11 protein-coding genes and 1 riboswitch are annotated in these 16,024 nt (G+C 69.9%); of the genes, 3 read left to right on the top strand and 8 right to left on the bottom strand.

The genetic code is table 11. The features are described 5' to 3' along the window. Positions 1-25: 25 nt before the first annotated feature. Positions 26-1,783: an ABC transporter ATP-binding protein gene (locus C6N40_RS10050; RefSeq protein WP_205208591.1), complete on the top strand. Its 1,758-nt coding sequence runs from the start codon at positions 26-28 to the stop codon at positions 1,781-1,783. A gap of 38 nt (positions 1,784-1,821) precedes the next feature. Further along, complete coding sequence (locus tag C6N40_RS10045; RefSeq protein ID WP_106990893.1) at positions 1,822-3,129, top strand: Xaa-Pro dipeptidase; 1,308 nt, start codon at positions 1,822-1,824, stop codon at positions 3,127-3,129. Between the two features lie 82 nt (positions 3,130-3,211). Here the strand turns inward: C6N40_RS10045 and C6N40_RS10040 are convergent, their stop codons facing one another. Then, positions 3,212-4,126 (bottom strand): class I SAM-dependent methyltransferase, encoded by a 915-nt coding sequence (locus C6N40_RS10040; protein WP_425477696.1) that lies wholly within the window; start codon positions 4,124-4,126, stop codon positions 3,212-3,214. A gap of 207 nt (positions 4,127-4,333) precedes the next feature. Between C6N40_RS10040 and katG the strand changes: the two genes are divergently transcribed. Then, on the top strand, positions 4,334-6,532 hold the full coding sequence (katG, locus tag C6N40_RS10035) for a catalase/peroxidase HPI (protein WP_106990892.1): 2,199 nt from the start codon (positions 4,334-4,336) through the stop codon (positions 6,530-6,532). Between the two features lie 158 nt (positions 6,533-6,690). Here the strand turns inward: katG and C6N40_RS10030 are convergent, their stop codons facing one another. The 7 genes from C6N40_RS10030 to C6N40_RS10000 all read right to left on the bottom strand — a co-directional run bounded on the left by C6N40_RS10030 (position 6,691) and on the right by C6N40_RS10000 (position 16,001). Continuing rightward, positions 6,691-8,913, bottom strand: a complete 2,223-nt coding sequence (locus tag C6N40_RS10030) for an NADP-dependent isocitrate dehydrogenase (protein ID WP_106990891.1) — start codon at positions 8,911-8,913, stop codon at positions 6,691-6,693. A 74-nt stretch (positions 8,914-8,987) separates the two neighbouring features. After that, positions 8,988-9,380, bottom strand: coding sequence for a YkgJ family cysteine cluster protein (locus tag C6N40_RS10025; RefSeq protein ID WP_106990890.1), 393 nt, complete (start codon positions 9,378-9,380; stop codon positions 8,988-8,990). A 34-nt stretch (positions 9,381-9,414) separates the two neighbouring features. Beyond that, a complete protein-coding gene (locus tag C6N40_RS10020; protein WP_106990889.1) occupies positions 9,415-9,897 on the bottom strand; it encodes a hypothetical protein in 483 nt (160 codons plus the stop codon). Between the two features lie 23 nt (positions 9,898-9,920). Next, positions 9,921-10,748, bottom strand: a complete 828-nt coding sequence (gene queF, locus C6N40_RS10015) for an NADPH-dependent 7-cyano-7-deazaguanine reductase QueF (RefSeq protein ID WP_106990888.1) — start codon at positions 10,746-10,748, stop codon at positions 9,921-9,923. Between the two features lie 98 nt (positions 10,749-10,846). Further along, complete coding sequence (locus C6N40_RS10010) at positions 10,847-11,857, bottom strand: ribonucleotide-diphosphate reductase subunit beta (protein ID WP_106990887.1); 1,011 nt, start codon at positions 11,855-11,857, stop codon at positions 10,847-10,849. Beyond that, positions 11,857-14,238: a ribonucleoside-diphosphate reductase subunit alpha gene (locus C6N40_RS10005; RefSeq protein WP_106990886.1), complete on the bottom strand. Its 2,382-nt coding sequence runs from the start codon at positions 14,236-14,238 to the stop codon at positions 11,857-11,859. Before C6N40_RS10005 ends, C6N40_RS10010 begins: the two co-directional genes overlap by 1 nt. Positions 14,239-14,454: 216 nt before the next feature. Continuing rightward, a riboswitch (cobalamin riboswitch) is annotated at positions 14,455-14,665 on the bottom strand. Positions 14,666-14,699: 34 nt separating this feature from the next. Beyond that, positions 14,700-16,001 (bottom strand): amidohydrolase, encoded by a 1,302-nt coding sequence (locus tag C6N40_RS10000; RefSeq protein WP_106990885.1) that lies wholly within the window; start codon positions 15,999-16,001, stop codon positions 14,700-14,702. Between the last annotated feature and the right edge of the window lie 23 nt (positions 16,002-16,024).

The raw sequence follows: 16,024 nt of genomic DNA, 5'->3' as shown, positions 1-16,024 counted from the left end.
GCCCGCCCTTGTTCCAGGAGTCCCCGTGGCCAGTCCCCATCCGCTGCGCCGGCTTGCCGGCTTCGCCCGCCCGCACCGCGGCACCGCCGTGCTGGCGACGGTGTATTCGGTGCTCAACAAGATCTTCGACGTGCTGCCCGAGCTGCTGATCGGCGTGGCCGTGGACGTGGTGGTCAACCAGGAAGACTCCTTCATGGCCGGCTTCGGCCTGCCCGACCCGCTGCACCAGCTCTACGCGCTGGTGGCGCTGACGATCGCGGTGTGGGTGTTCGAGTCGCTGTTCGAGTACCTGTACGCGGTGAAGTGGCGCGGGCTGGCGCAGGAGCTGCAGCACGCGCTGCGCCAGGCCGCCTACGGCCACCTGCAGCAGCTGCCGCCGGCGGTGATCGAGCGCGAGCGCAGCGGCCGGCTGATGGCGGTGATGAACGAGGACGTCAACCAGGTCGAACGTTTCCTCAACACCGGTGCCAACGACCTGATCCAGGTGATCGTGTCGTCGCTGCTGGTCGGCGGCGTGTTCTTCGTGCTCACCGCCGACCTGGCGGCGCTGGCGATGCTGCCGATCCCGCTGATCCTGGTCGGCGCGTTCTGGTTCCAGAAGCGGCTGGCGCCGCGTTATGCCGCCGCGCGCGAGGCCGCGGCCACCGTTTCGGCGCGGCTCAACAACAACCTCGCCGGCATGGCCACCATCCAGGCCTACACCGCCGAGGAGTTCGAGGCCGGGCACCTGCGCCAGGCGTCGGACGAGTTCCGCTCCCGCAATGCCGACGCCATCCGCTTCTCGGCGGCGATCACGCCGGTCATCCGCATGGCGATCCTGGCCGGCTTCGTCGCCACCCTGCTCTACGGCGGCATGCTCACCCTGCGCGGCGAACTGGGCGTGGGCAGCTACTCGGCCCTGGTCTACCTCACCCAGCGCCTGCTCTGGCCGCTGACGCGCCTGGCCGACATGGTCGACCTCTACCAGCGCGCCATGGCCTCGGTGAACCGGGTGATGGACCTGCTCGACACGCCCGTGCCGGTGCGCGGCACCGGCGAGGTGCCGGCCGATGCGCCCGGCGCGATCCGCTTCGTCGGCGTGGGCCACGACTACGACGGCCGGCCGGCGGTGAAGGGCATCGACCTGGACGTGCCCGCCGGCGCCACCGTCGCCCTGGTCGGCGGCACGGGCGGCGGAAAGTCCACCCTGCTCAAGCTGCTGATGCGTTTCATCGACCCTTCCCGCGGCCGCATCGAACTCGACGGCACCGACCTGGCCGGCATCGACCCGGCGGCGCTGCGCCGCGTGGTGGGCTACGTCGCCCAAGAACCCTTCCTCACCGACGGCACGGTGGCCGACAACATCGCCTACGGCGAGCGCCGGTCCGACCGCGCCCGGGTGGAGGCGGCGGCCCGCGCGGCCGAGGCGCACGACTTCATCGTGGCGATGCCGGCCGGCTACGACAGCCCGGTGGGCGAGCGCGGCGGCAACCTCAGCGGCGGCCAGCGCCAGCGCATCGCCCTGGCCCGCGCGCTCTACCGCGACCCGCGCGTGCTGGTGCTCGACGAGGCCACGTCGGCCGTGGACAACGAAACCGAAGCCGCCATCCAGCATTCCCTGGCCACCGCCGCGCGCGGCCGCACCACCCTGGTCGTGGCCCACCGGCTGAGCACCGTGCGCCACGCCGACCGGATCCACGTGCTCGACGCCGGCCGCATCGTCGAAACCGGCACCCACGACGAACTGCTTGCCCGGGAGGGCGCCTACGCCGCGCTCTGGCGCCTCCAAACCGGCGAACAATAAAAGCTACACTCGATAAAACCCGACCATAGAGAGTTGCCATGTCCCTGCGTGTGCTGGCCCCGGCCCTGCTGGCTGTTTCCCTTGCCGCCGCGTTCGCGGCTTCCTCGCCGCAGGCGGCAGTGACGCCGGCGCCCGGCGACGGCAACGCGCTGATCCGCGCCGCGCGCCTGCTCGACGTGCGCACCGGCAAGTGGATCGAGAATCCGGCCATCCGCGTCGAGAACGGCCGCATCGCCGCCATCACCCCCGGCGGCGAGCCCGCGCCGGGCGAACGCGTCATCGACCTGGGCGGCATGAGCCTGCTGCCGGGCCTGATCGACATGCACACCCATCTCGATTCCGACCCGAGCTACGGCGGCTACACCCACCTGCAGTACACCGACCGCTTCTGGTCCATGCTGGCCGTGAAGCACGCCGGCGAAACGCTGGACGCCGGCTTCACCACCGTGCGCAACGTCGGCGCCGACGCCTGGAACGACGTGGGCCTGCGCCAGGCCGTGGACGAGGGCAAGATCCGCGGCCCGCGCATCGTCTCGGCCGGCCCGAGCTTCGGCGCCACCGGCGGCCACTGCGATGCCACCTATTTCCCGCCCTCGTTCGACGCCAAGAGCCCGTACAACGCCGACAGCCCGGACGAAGCCCGCAAGCGCGTGCGCGAGATCCGCAAGCATGGCGCGCAGGTGATCAAGATCTGCGCCACCGGCGGCGTGTTCTCGCGCAACACCGAACCCGGCCAGCAGCAGATGCGCGAGGACGAGATGCGCGCCGTGGTCGAGGAAGCCCACCAGTGGGGCCTGAGGGTGGCCGCGCACGCGCATGGCACCTCGGGCATCAAGGCCGCCATCCGCGCCGGCGTGGACACCATCGAGCACGCCAGCCTGATCGACGACGAGGGCATCGCGCTGGCGAAGAAGCACGGCACCTTCCTGTCGATGGACATCTACAACACCGAGTACACGCAGGCCGAGGGCCGCCGGAACGGCGTCCTCGAGGACAACCTGCGCAAGGACCGCGAGATCGCCGAGCTGCAGCGCGAGGGCTTCCGGCGCGCCAACGCCGCGGGCGTGCGCATGGTCTACGGCACCGACTCCGGCGTGCACCGCCATGGCGACAACGGCCGCCAGTTCGCGTGGATGGTGCGCTACGGCATGACGCCGCTGCAGGCGATCCAGGCCGCCACCGTGAACTCCGCCGAGGCGCTGGGCCGCAAGGACGTGGGCGTGGCCGAACCGGGCCGCTGGGCCGATTTCGTGGCGGTGCCGGGTGATCCGACCGCGGACGTGAGCCTGCTCGAGGCCATCCCGGTGGTGATCAAGGGCGGCGTCGTGGAGAAGGACGCGCGCTGAGCGGGGACGCAAGGCCCCCTGCAGGAAAAGAAAAGAGGCCCCGAGGGGCCTCTTTTCATTCAACACCAGGGCCCGAGGGGGCTTACTGCGCCTGCGGCTTCACGAAGCGCAGGGTCATGCGGTCGCTCTCGCCGATGGCTTCATACTTGGCGCGGTCGGCTTCATCGTGATTGTTCGAGGGCGGCAGGGTCCACACGCCGTTCGGGTGGTCGCGGGTGTCGGCCGGGTTGGCGTTGATCTCGCTCTTTTCCTCGAGCACGAAACCGGCGGCCTCGGCCAGGCCGACCACGTAGTCCTCCGGCAGGTAGCCCGAGGTCTTCACTTCCGCCAGGGTCTTGCCGGGCGCGGCGCGGTGCTCGACCACGCCCAGCACGCCGCCCGGCGCCAGCACGTCGTAGAAAGCCTGGAACATCGTCGCTTCGGTGCCGGCCATCACCCAGTTGTGGACGTTGCGGAAGGTCAGCACGACGTCGGCCGAACCCGGCTCGCCGATCACCGGCGCCGCCGGGTCGATCTCCACCAGGGTGGCGCCGCCGTACACGTCCGGGCGCGCCGCCAGCTTCTCGCGCAGCTTGGCGTTGGCATTGGCGTAGTAGTCGCGGGCGCGCTCGTTGGCGGACCTGGCCGGGTCGTTGACCACGCCCACGTAGCTGCCCTTTTCGCGCGGCAGCGGCGCCAGGATCTCGGTGTACCAGCCGCCGCCCGGGGAAATCTCGACGATGCGCTGGCTCGCGCCGACCTCGAAGAAGGCCAGGGTCTCGCGCGGGTGGCGCCAGGCATCGCGGGCCACGTTGGCCGGATCGCGCCAGTCGCCGGCCAGTACGGCCTCGATGGGGTCGGCCAGGGCATCGCGGTCGGCGTCGGCGGCCGGTTCGGCGGCGGCCTCGGCCGTCGCGGCCGGGTCGGCGGCCGGCACGGCGTCCTGCGCCGGCTGGCAGCCGGCCAGGACAAGGCTCAGGGCGACGGCGAGGGCGCTGGGAATGGCGATCGGGCGCATGGAGGTCTCCAGGGGTTCGGCAAAGTGCCCGAGGCTAGCACGCGGCGCCGTTAAGACAGGGTGCGTGGCCCGGTTTCCGGCACATGCGAGCGCGCGTTCGATAGGCAACACCTATCGCGTGTATCCAAAACATTCATTTCAGCTGAACAGGGGTGGGGTCCAAGATGTGAAGACACCCCAGTCCTGACCACCCGTAAGGAGAGCACCATGTCCAACGATGCCAAATGCCCCGTCCACCACATCGGCATGGGCAAGGGCCCGCGCAACCTCGACTGGTGGCCGAACCAGCTCGACCTGTCCCCGCTCACCGTGCATTCGAACAAGGTCAACCCGCTGGGTGCCGACTTCGACTACCGCAAGGAATTCAAGAAGCTCGACCTCGACGCGGTCATGGCCGACCTCAAGGCGCTGATGACCGACTCGCAGGACTGGTGGCCGGCCGACTACGGCAACTACGGTGGCCTGATGATCCGCATGGCCTGGCACGCCGCCGGCACCTACCGCATCTCCGACGGCCGCGGCGGCGCCGGCACCGGTGACCAGCGCTTCGCCCCGCTCAACAGCTGGCCCGACAACGGCAACCTCGACAAGGCCCGCCGCCTGCTCTGGCCGATCAAGAAGAAGTACGGCAAGAAGCTCAGCTGGGCCGACCTGCTCGTGCTCGCCGGCAATGCCGCGCTCGAGTCGATGGGCTTCAAGACCTTCGGTTTCGCCGGCGGCCGCGCCGACGTCTGGGAGCCGAACATCGTCAACTGGGGCCCGGAGTCCGAGTGGCTGGCCACCAGCGACAAGCCCAACAGCCGCTACAGCGGCGAACGCGACCTGGCCAACCCGCTGGCCGCCGTGCAGATGGGCCTGATCTACGTGAACCCGGAAGGCCCGGACGGCAAGCCCGACCCGCTGGCCTCGGCCAAGGACATCCGCGAGACCTTCGCGCGCATGGCCATGGATGACGAAGAGACCGTCGCGCTCACCGCCGGCGGCCACACCTTCGGCAAGGCGCACGGCGCCGGTGACGCCGCCAACGTCGGCGCCGAGCCGGAAGCCGCCGACATCGCCGAGCAGGGCCTGGGCTGGATCAGCAAGTACGGCTCGGGCAAGGGCAACGACACCATCACCAGCGGCATCGAGGGTTCCTGGACCCCGAACCCGGTGCAGTGGGACACCGGCTACTTCGACGTGCTGTTCGGCTACGAGTGGGAGCTGGCCAAGAGCCCCGCCGGCGCCTGGCAGTGGCACCCGAAGGACCTCAAGCCCGAGCACCACGCGCCGTCGGCGCATGATCCGTCCAAGAAGGTCACCATCATGATGACCACCGCGGACATGGCCATGCGCATGGACCCGGCCTACGAGAAGATCTCGCGCCGCTTCCACGAAAACCCGCAGGAGTTCGCCGACGCCTGGGCCCGCGCCTGGTTCAAGCTGACCCACCGCGACATGGGCCCGCGCTCGCGCTACCTGGGCAAGCTGGTGCCCAAGGAAGTGCTGATCTGGCAGGACCCGGTGCCGGAAGTCGACCACCCGCTGGTGGACGCCAACGACGTGGCCGCGCTCAAGGCCAAGGTGCTGGCCTCGGGCCTGGGCACCCAGGAGCTGGTGTACACCGCCTGGTCCTCGGCCTCGACCTTCCGCGGCAGCGACAAGCGCGGCGGCGCCAACGGCGCGCGCATCCGCCTGGCCCCGCAGAAGGACTGGGAAGCCAACCAGCCGGCGCAGCTGGCCAAGGTGCTCGCCAAGCTCGAAGGCATCCAGAAGGACTTCAACGCCTCCGCCTCCGGCGGCAAGAAGGTGTCGCTGGCCGACCTGATCGTCATCGCCGGCAATGCCGCGGTCGAGGACGCCGCGAAGAAGGCGGGCGTCAACGTCACCGTGCCCTTCCACCCGGGCCGCACCGACGCCAGCGCCGAGCAGACCGATGCCGCGTCCTTCGCGCCGCTGGAGCCGCGCATCGACGGCTTCCGCAACTACGCCGCGGCGGGCTTCAAGGGTTCGCTGGCCGAGCGCCTGGTCGACAAGGCCGCGCTGCTCACCCTGACCGCGCCGGAAATGACCGTGCTGGTCGGCGGCCTGCGCGCCCTAGGCGCCAACTACGGCGGCAGCAAGCACGGCGTGTTCACCGACCGCCCGGGCGTGCTCAGCACCGACTTCTTCACCAACCTGCTCGACATGGGCACGAAGTGGAGCCGTTCGGCCGCCGACGAGAACGTGCTCGAGGGCCGCGACCGCAAGACCGGCGCCGTGAAGTGGACCGGTACGGTGGTGGACCTGGTGTTCGGCTCGAACTCGCAGCTGCGCGCCATCGCCGAGGTCTATGCCGAGTCCGACAGCCAGGAGAAGTTCGTCAATGACTTCGTGGCCGCCTGGACCAAGGTGATGGAGGCCGACCGCTTCGACCTGCACGGCTGATCCGCGCAAATGAAAACCCCGCCCGGTCTCGCGACCGGGCGGGGTTTTTCATTTTGGGGACAGGTACATTTTCCTGCGGAAAATGTACCTGTCCCCTTTGCGGCCTCGCTTTTGCCCTATCCGTGTCTATCCGTGTTGATCCGAGGCAAAAACTGCTCTTACAACGCAGCCAGCGCCGCGTTGAAGGTGGCACTGGGGCGCATGGCCGCCGAAACCTTGGCGAGGTCGGGGCGGTAGTAGCCGCCGATGTCGACCGGCTGGCCCTGCACGGCCAGCAGTTCGGCGACGATCTTCTGCTCGTTGTCGGCCAGGGCCTTGGCCAGCGGCGCGAACTTCGCCTTCAGGGCGGCGTCCTCGTCCTGCGCGGCCAGGGCCTGGGCCCAGTACAGCGCCAGGTAGAAGTGGCTGCCGCGGTTATCGATGCCGCCGACCTTGCGCGAGGGACCGCGGTCCTCGTCGAGGATGCGGGCATTGGCGGCGTCGAGCGCCTTGGCCAGCACCGGCGCCGAGGAATTGATCCAACGCTGGCTGACGTGCTCGAGCGAGGCGGCCAGGGCCAGGAACTCACCCAGCGAATCCCAGCGCAGGTAGTTCTCGGCGGTGAACTGCTGCACGTGCTTGGGCGCCGAACCGCCGGCGCCGGTCTCGAACAGGCCGCCGCCGGCCATCAGCGGCACGATCGACAGCATCTTGGCGCTGGTGCCCAGCTCCATGATCGGGAACAGGTCGGTGAGGTAGTCGCGCAGCACGTTGCCGGTGACCGAGATGGTGTCGAGGCCGGCGCGGATGCGCTGCAGCGACAGCTTCATGGCCTCCACCGGCGGCAGGACGCGGATGTCCAGCCCCGAGGTGTCGTAGTCCTTGAGGTAACGCTCGACCTTGGCGATGAGCTGCGCGTCGTGGGCGCGCGCCTGGTCGAGCCAGAACACCGCCGGGGTGGCGCTGAGCTTGGCGCGGTCGACCGCCAGCTTCACCCAGTCCTGCACCGGCGCGTCCTTGGTCTGGCACATGCGCCAGATGTCGCCGGCCTCGACCGCGTGCTCGAACACCACGCTGCCGTCGGCCGCCACCACGCGCACGGTGCCGTCGGCCGGCACCTGGAAGGTCTTGTCGTGCGAGCCGTACTCCTCGGCCTTCTGCGCCATCAGGCCGACGTTGGGCACGCTGCCCATGGTGGCCGGGTCGAAGGCGCCGTGGGCGCGGCAGTCGTCGATCACGACCTGGTAGATGCCGGCGTAGCAGCGGTCGGGGATGACGGCCTTGGTGTCCTGCAGCTCGCCGGCGGCGTTCCACATGCGGCCCGAGTCGCGGATCATCGCCGGCATCGAGGCGTCGACGATCACGTCGCTGGGCACGTGCAGGTTGGTGATGCCCTTGTCCGAGTTCACCATCGCCAGGCCCGGGCGGGTGGCGTACAGCGCCTCGATGTCGGCCTTGATCGCCGCCTGCGTCGCCTCGGGCAGGTTGCCCAGGCGCGCGTACAGGTCGCCGATGCCGTTGTTGGCGTCGAAGCCGATCTGCCCGAGCGCGTCGGCGTGCTTCTCAAGCACGTCCTTGTAGAACTCGCGCACGGCCACGCCGAACATGATCGGATCGGAGACCTTCATCATCGTGGCCTTGAGGTGCAGCGAGAACAGCACGCCCTTGGCGCGCGCGTCCTCGATCTGCGCGGCGACGAAGGCCGCCAGCTGGCGCTGGCTCATCACCGCCGCGTCGACGATCTCGCCGGCCTTGACCTTCACCGACTCGCGCAGCACGCGGTGGCTGCCGTCCTTGCCGTGCAGCTCGATGCGCAGGCTGCCGTCGGCCGCCAGCGTGTGCGACTTCTCGCTGCCGTAGAAGTCGCCGCCGTCCATGTGCGCCACGTGCGACTTCGAATCGGCCGACCACTTGCCCATCCGGTGCGGGTGCTTGCGCGCGTAGGCCTTCACCGAGTTCGGCGCGCGGCGGTCGGAATTGCCCTCGCGCAGCACCGGGTTCACCGCGCTGCCCTTGGTGCGGTCGTAGCGGGCCTTGGTGTCCTTCTCGGCGGCGTCCTTCGGCTCTTCCGGGTAGTCCGGCAGCGGGTAGCCCTGGGCCTGCAGCTCCTTGATGGCCGCCTTGAGCTGCGGCACCGAGGCGCTGATGTTGGGCAGCTTAATGATGTTGGCTTCGGGCTTGGTCGCCAGCTCGCCCAGCTCGGCCAGGTCGTCGCTGATGCGCTTGCCACCCAGCAGCTCGGGGAACTGCGCCAGGATGCGGCCCGACAGCGAGATGTCGCGCGTCTCGACCGCGATGCCGGCGGCGCCCGCGAAGGCCTGCACGATCGGCAGCAGCGACTGCGTGGCCAGGAACGGCGCTTCGTCGGTGAGGGTGTAGAGGATCTTGGGCGTATCGGACATGGTCGGGCTCTCGTTGAATCAGCCCTGCATTGTCGCCGCTGCGCCCCCCCGGGGAAAGCGCGGCCCCGGCACGCTCAATGCGCGTGCGTAGGGTCTTCGCCCGTCGGCGCGACGGGCGGCGGCGGCCAGTCCTCCGGCGTCAGCGGCGGCAGGCCGTGGGCGATGCGGCCCTTGTCGCACTGCGGGCAGTGGCGGCCGAACTCCCAGCTCGGCTCCACCTGCCGGCAGACGTTCGGTCGATTGGGGTAGATGCCGCAGTGGCCGTCCACGCCCACCGTGCCGCGCAGGGCCACGCAGCGCGGGTTGGCGCCCTCGGTGCCGCGCATGGCCAGTTCGTGCCGTCGCAGCGGCACCACCATCTCGGCGGGCGGCCCGTCGGGGTTGTCGGGCTGCGCTTCCGACCAGTGGAGGGACACGCGGAAGGTGGCGCAGCAGGCGCCACATTGGATGCAGGGGTGCCTGGACATGACGCGTCGCGTGACGCGCCGGGGTGCCGGCGCGCTATCGCACCTCGAAGGCGCGGGTCTCGACGACCCGTTCGTTGATCGCCACCTCGACGCGGTAGGCGCCGGTGGGCCAGGCATCGGGTTTGGACACCGTGAAGGTGGCGACGGTGGGCGCCTCGGGCGCCAGGCTCTGGCCGGCCTTGGCCAGCTCGGTGCCGTCGGCCGCCAGCCAGCGCGCCGACAGGGTCAGGCCCGGGCTGGTGCCCACGCCCACGACCGCGGCGTGGATGGTGTCGCCCGGTGCGAACACGTCGCGCGGGGCGGCCACGCGGCCGTCCTCGTCGAGCGTGGTGCCCAGCTCCACCGCCACCACACGGAAATCACCGCTGGGCATGGGCGGCTCTTCGGGCGCGGCCTCCTCGGCAACCTCGACGGCTTCGGCCGGCGTGCCGCCGGTGGCGTCCGGGGCCGGCTCGCCGCCGCAGGCGGCCAGCAGCAGGATCGAAAGCAGGGCGACGGCGGGCAGGCTCGGGCGCATGGGCTCTCCGGCGGGTCGGGCGGCTACTGGCGGTTGGTGCGCGGGTTGCCCGGCAAGGGCAGGCCCGGGGTGGCCCGGAACGGGTTGATGTCCAGGCCGCCGCGGCGGGTGTAGCGAGCGTACACCGCCAGCCGGGTCGGCGCGCACCGGCCGAGGATGTCCATGAAGATGCGCTCGACGCAGCTTTCGTGGAAGTCGCTGTGCTGGCGGTAGCTCACCAGGTAGCGCAGCAGGCCGTCGCGGGCGATGCGCGGGCCGGCGTAGCGGATCTGCACGCTGGCCCAGTCCGGCTGGCCGGTGACCGGGCAGTTGGACCTGAGCAGGTGCGAGACCAGCACTTCGTCGGCCTTCAGTTCCGGGTCGGCCGAGAGGAAGTCGGGGCGCGGCGGGCCGTAGTGGCTGACCTCGATGGGCAGGTCGTCGATCACGTCGCCCTCGAGGTTCTCGATCAGGGCCACGTTGTTCGACCCGGCCGGGGTCAGCACCACGCTGACCGGGGCGCCGGCGGCGGCGCTCAGGTCGGCCACCAGCTGGGCCCGCAGGGCGTCGGTGTCGGTGAAGCGGGCCATGGCGTAGCTGCCGAGGTAGAGCTTGAGGCTCTTGGACTCGACCAGGTTCGGCGAGGCCGCCGGCACCCGCAGCTCGGCCAGCGCCACGCGCGGCTTGCCGCGGCCGTCGAGCCAGCTCAGTTCGTAGGCGTTCCACAAATCCGCGCCGACGAAGGGCAGGTCCTCGCCCAGGCCGAGCGCGGCCCGTGCCTGGGCGCGGGGAATGGGAAACAACAGGCCCGGGTCGTAATCCGACCCGTAGGCGGTGGGCTTGCCGAGCTGGCTGGCTTCAGGGGAACTCATGCCCGCCATTCTACGGCCTGCCCCCGAGCGGTCACTCCAAAAATGGGGTCCGAGCACATATTTGTTCAAGACAAGTATGTGCCCTGACCCCATTTTCCCTAGAAGGTGGCGTCGAAGGCGACTTCGCCCTGGATGCCGACCTGGTAGGCCGAAACCCGGCGTTCGAAGAAGTTGGCCAGCTCCTGCACGTCCTGCAGATCCATGAACGGGAAGGGGTTGCGGGCGCCGAAGCGCTTGGGCAGGCCGAGCTGGGCCAGGCGCTGGTCGGCCACGTATTCCAGGTACTGGCGCATGTCGCGGGGGGACAGGCCGGCCACGCCGCCGCTGAGCACGTCCTCGGCGAAGGCCTGCTCGCAGTCGACGGCCTCCTCGAGCATCTTCACCACGTCGGCCTTAAGCTCGTCGTCGAAGAGCCCGGGCTCCTCCTCGCGCACCGTGCGGATGACCTCGAAGGCGAAGGCCATGTGCCCGCTCTCGTCGCGGAACACCCAGTTGGTGCCGCCGGCCAGGCCATGGAGCAGGCCGCGCGAGCGCAGGTAGTAGACGTAGGCGAAGGCGCCGAAGAAGAACAGCCCCTCGATGCAGGCGGCGAAACACACCAGGTTGAGCAGGAAACGCCGTCGCTGCGCCGGCGTCTCGAGCCGCTGCAGTTCCTGCACGCTGTCCATCCACCGGAAGCAGAACTCGGCCTTCTTGCGGATCGAGGGGATGTTCTCGATCGCCGCGAAGGCCCTGGCGCGCGCGGCCGGCTCGGGCAGGTAGGTGTCGAGCAGGGTGAGGTAGAACTGCACGTGCAGCGCCTCCTCGTAGAGCTGGCGGGAAAGGAACAGCCGCGCCTCCGGGGCATTGATGTGCTGGTAGAGGTTGAGCACCAGGTTGTTGGCGACGATCGAATCGCCGGTGGCGAAGAACGCCACCAGCCGCTCCACCAGGTGCCGTTCGGCCGGGCCGATCTTGTTGGCCAGGTCGTTGGTGTCGAGCGAGAAGTCCACCTCCTCCACCGTCCAGGTGTTGCGGATGGCATCGCGGTACATCTCGTAGAACTTCGGGTAACGCATCGGCCGCAGCGTCAGGTTGAACCCGGGGTCGAGCAGTTTCGTGGTGTCCATTACTGGCAGGCCTCGCAGGTTTCGGGGTTCTCGAGCGAGCAGGCCACGGCGGCCGACGCGTCGACGGTGGCCTTGGCGATGCGGGTGGCGGGGCGGGAGCGCAGGTAGTAGGTGGTCTTCAGGCCCTGCTTCCAGGCGTGCATGTACATGGACGAAAGCGCGCCGATGTTCGGACTCTCCATGAACAGGTTCAGCGACTGGCTCTGGTCGATGAAGGCGCCGCGACCGGCCGCCATGTCGATCAGCGAGCGCATCGGGATCTCCCAGACGGTGCGGTACACGGCCCGCAGCGGCGCCGGGATCCCGGTGATGCCCTGCACCGAACCCTCGGCCAGCTTGATGCGGTCGCGCAGTTCCGGCGTCCACAGGCCCAGCTGCTTGAGCTCGCCGACCAGGTACCGGTTCACCTGCAGGAAGTCGCCCGACAGCGTCTCGCGCTTGAACAGGTTGCTCACCTGCGGTTCGATGCACTCGTAGCAGCCGGCGATCGAGGCGATGGTGGCGGTGGGCGCGATGGCCACCAGCAGCGAATTGCGCAGGCCGTGCGCCATGATGCGCTGGCGCAGCGCTTCCCAGCGCGCCGGGTCGGCCGGCTGGACGCCCCAGGCCTCGAACTGCAGTTCGCCGCGCGCGGCGCGGGTTTCCTCGAAGTTCGGGTGCCGGCCGCGCTCCTGCGCCAGTTCGCAGCTCGCCTCGAGCGCGTGGAAATAGATCTCCTCGGCGATGCGCGCCGAAAGCGCGCGCGCCTCGGGCGCGTCGAAGGGCAGACGCAGGCGGAAGAACACGTCCTGCAGGCCCATGCAGCCCAGCCCCACCGGCCGCCAGCGCAGGTTGCCGCGACGGGCGGTTTCGATCGGATAGAAATTCAGGTCGATCACCCGGTCGAGCTGGCGCACCGCCAGCCGCACGGTCTCGGCGAGCTTTTCGAAGTCGAAGCCGTCTTCGCCCAGGTGCTGGCCGAGGTTGATCGAGCCCAGGTTGCACACCGCGGTCTCCTCGTCGGAGGTGACCTCGAGGATCTCGGTGCACAGGTTCGACAGGTGGATGACGTTGCCGGGCCGGGCGGTCTGGTTGCTGGCGCGGTTGCACTTGTCCTTGAAGGTCATCCAGCCGTTGCCGGTCTGGGCCAGCGTTCGCATCATCCGCGCGTACAGGTCGCGCGCCCGGATCGTCTTCACCGCGCGCCCGGCGGCCTCTGCCTGTTCGTAGGCGACCTCGAAGGCGTTGCCGTACAGGTCGGTGAACTGCGGCACGGCCTTCGGGTCGAACAGCGACCACGGGCCGTCGGCTTCCACCCGCCGCATGAAAAGGTCCGGCACCCAGTGCGCGAAGTTGAGGTTGTGGGTGCGTCGCGCCTCGTCGCCGGTGTTGTCGCGCAGTTCGAGGAATTCCTCGATGTCGGCGTGCCAGGGCTCGAGGTAGACGCAGGCCGCGCCCTTGCGCTTCCCGCCCTGGTTGACCGCGGCCACCGAGGCGTCGAGCGTCTTGAGCCAGGGCACGATGCCGTTGGAGTGGCCGTTGGTGCTGCGGATCAGCGAGCCGCGCGAGCGCACGCGGGTGAAGGACACGCCGATGCCGCCGCTGAACTTGCTCAGCATCGCCACGTCGGCGTACTTGCGGTAGATCGACTCGAGCGTGTCCTGGGGCGAGTCGAGCAGGAAGCAGCTCGAGAGCTGCTCGTGGGTGGTGCCGGCGTTGAACAGGGTGGGCGAGCTGGGCAGGTAGTCCAGGCAGGCCATGCGCCGGTACAGCGCCAGCGCCCCGGGGACGTCCTCGCTGAGCGCGCAGGCGATGCGCAGGAAGAACTGCTGCGGGGTCTCGATGACGGTGCGCGCGGTGGGATGGCGCAGCAGGTAGCGGTCGTAGAGCGTGCGCAGGCCGAAGTAGTCGAAGCGGCGGTCGAGCGACGCGTCGAGGGCGTCGTTGAGCTTGCGGGCGTTCGCCTGCACGAAGCCCAGCAGGCGGTCGCCGACCAGGCCCAGCTCATGCCCGCGGGCCACCGACTGCGAGAACGCGTGGATCTCCTGGCCCGCCACTTCCTTGCCGATGCACTCGGCCAGCAGGCGCGCGGCCAGCCGCCCGTACTCGGGCTCCTCGGCGGTGAGCAGGGCGGCGGTGCGGATCGAGAGCTCGTCGAGCTCGCGGGTGCTGGCGCCGTCGTACAGGCCCGAGATGGTGCGCGTGGCCACGCGCATCGGGTCCACCGCGTGCAGGCCGTCGCAGTGGCGCTGCACGGCACGCAGGATCTTGTTGAGGTCCACCGGCTCGCGGCGGCCGTTGCGCTTGGTGACGGTCATGCCCGAGGCGTGCGCGGGCGGGGTGAGGGCGAACTGCGGCGCGTCGTCCTCGGCGGCGACGGCGACGGGGCTTTCCTGGTTCATGGCGTTCTCCGGTGCATGGCGCACGGCCGCCGCCCCTCCCTCGGAAGGCGGCGCACGGGAACGGGACGACGGCGCGATGCGCCCTCGCGACCACGCCCCCGCGGGCGTCGGGACTACGGGAGGATGCAGAACGGGTGTCGCAGCCGGCGGGACGCGGCGCCACGACACCGGCGCCGTCTCCCCCCGGAGACCCATGGGCCGGTCACCGCGCGGCGTGCATGCGCGCGGCTGTCGGCAGGTCTTCGGACTCGTGGACGCGAGGCGCGGGCGCCTCTCCTACTGGCCGTCGCTTCCCGGGACCCGGGGTCCCAGTGCTCATGACGGCGGTCGTTTCCACATACCGCTGCGGGGCAGTGCCGGATTCCCACCGGCTTCCCTATTAACCCAAGTGCTTGTGGCACCCGGGACCGACGACCCCAAGATAGTGTGCTCCCCCACGCCAGGTCAAACAGAAAATGGGGTCAGTCGATCTCGTGGAGGTAGTCGAGGGCGACCTGGAGCATGGCGCGGGTGCCCACCTTCAGGGCCTGCTCGTCGAGGAAGAACTCGGGCGAGTGGTTGGACGGGGCCTTGAGCGGGTCCTGTCCGGGCGGGGTGGCGCCGACGAAGAAAAAGAAGCCGGGCACTTCGCGGGCGTAGTAGCTGAAGTCCTCGGCGCCCATGTTCAGGTCCATCTCCACCACGTTGGCGGCGCCGACGGCCTTCTCGAGGCTGGGCACCATGCGCGCGGTCAGCGCCGGGTGGTTCACCGTCACCGGGTTGCCCTTGGTATCGGGCACCTGGGCGACGGTGGTGGCACCGTGGGCGGCGGCGACCTTCTCGGCCACGTTCCTGAGGTCGGCGAAGACCTGCTGGCGCATGCCCTCGTCGAAGGTGCGGATGGTGCCCACCAGCTCCACTTCGTCCGGGATGATGTTGTAGCGGATGCCGCCCTTGATGGCGCCGAAGCTCACCACCACCGGCTGCTTCGAAATATTCTGGCGCCGGCTGACGATGGTCTGCGCCGTGCCGATGACGTCGGCCGCGGCGACGATCGGGTCGACGCCGCCCCAGGGCCGCGAGCCGTGCGTCTGCCGGCCCTTGATGACGATGTTGAAGCGGTCCGACGCCGCCATCAGCGGCCCGCTGCGGTAACCCACCGTGCCGGCGTTGAGCGTGCTGAACACGTGCAGGCCGAACACCGCCTCGGGCTTGAAGCGCTCGAAGATGCCCTGCCTGAGCATTTCCTCCGCGCCGCCTTCCTCGCCGTCCGGCGGGCCTTCCTCGGCCGGCTGGAAGATGAAGAGGATCTCGCCGGACAGGTCCTCGCGGACCGTCGAAAGCGCCTGCGCCACGCCCATCAGGATGGCGGTGTGGGCATCGTGGCCGCAGGCGTGCATCACGCCGACGGTTTCGCCGCGGAACTCGGCCGTGGCCTTCGAGGCGAAGGGCAGGCCGGTGCGTTCGGTCACCGGCAGTGCGTCCATGTCGGCGCGCAGGGCGATGCGCGGGCCGGGCTTGCCGCCGCGCAGCACGGCGGTGACGCCGGTGGTGGCGATGCCGGTGCGCACGTCCTCGAAACCCAATGCCCTCAGGTGCCCGGCCACCAGGGCCGAGGTGCGCACCTCGCGGTTGCCCAGCTCCGGGTTCTGGTGGATGTCGCGGCGCCAGGCCAGCACGTCGGCATCGACGGCGGCCGCCAGCGCCCCGGCATCGGGCGCCTGGGCGAAGGCGGGGCCGCAGAGCGCGGCGGCGAGGGCTGAAACCAGCAGCAAGCGGCGCATTTCGGATCCCCTTCGAGGCGTTG

Origin of the sequence: Arenimonas caeni (assembly GCF_003024235.1) — a bacterium.
GTDB lineage: Bacteria > Pseudomonadota > Gammaproteobacteria > Xanthomonadales > Xanthomonadaceae > Arenimonas > Arenimonas caeni.
The sequence above is the reverse complement of the archived record's forward strand: the minus strand, read 5'-3'. Positions and strand labels throughout refer to the sequence as shown.

What these genes read in the sequence shown, in the direction of transcription:
- C6N40_RS10045 (WP_106990893.1), top strand. Translation starts at nt 1,822, where the DNA reads ATGTCCCTGCGTGTGCTGGCCCCGGCCCTGCTGGCTGTTTCCCTTGCC.
- C6N40_RS10040 (WP_425477696.1), bottom strand. Translation starts at nt 4,126, where the DNA reads ATGCGCCCGATCGCCATTCCCAGCGCCCTCGCCGTCGCCCTGAGCCTT.
- katG (WP_106990892.1), top strand. Translation starts at nt 4,334, where the DNA reads ATGTCCAACGATGCCAAATGCCCCGTCCACCACATCGGCATGGGCAAG.
- C6N40_RS10030 (WP_106990891.1), bottom strand. Translation starts at nt 8,913, where the DNA reads ATGTCCGATACGCCCAAGATCCTCTACACCCTCACCGACGAAGCGCCG.
- C6N40_RS10025 (WP_106990890.1), bottom strand. Translation starts at nt 9,380, where the DNA reads ATGTCCAGGCACCCCTGCATCCAATGTGGCGCCTGCTGCGCCACCTTC.
- C6N40_RS10020 (WP_106990889.1), bottom strand. Translation starts at nt 9,897, where the DNA reads ATGCGCCCGAGCCTGCCCGCCGTCGCCCTGCTTTCGATCCTGCTGCTG.
- queF (WP_106990888.1), bottom strand. Translation starts at nt 10,748, where the DNA reads ATGAGTTCCCCTGAAGCCAGCCAGCTCGGCAAGCCCACCGCCTACGGG.
- C6N40_RS10010 (WP_106990887.1), bottom strand. Translation starts at nt 11,857, where the DNA reads ATGGACACCACGAAACTGCTCGACCCCGGGTTCAACCTGACGCTGCGG.
- C6N40_RS10005 (WP_106990886.1), bottom strand. Translation starts at nt 14,238, where the DNA reads ATGAACCAGGAAAGCCCCGTCGCCGTCGCCGCCGAGGACGACGCGCCG.
- C6N40_RS10000 (WP_106990885.1), bottom strand. Translation starts at nt 16,001, where the DNA reads ATGCGCCGCTTGCTGCTGGTTTCAGCCCTCGCCGCCGCGCTCTGCGGC.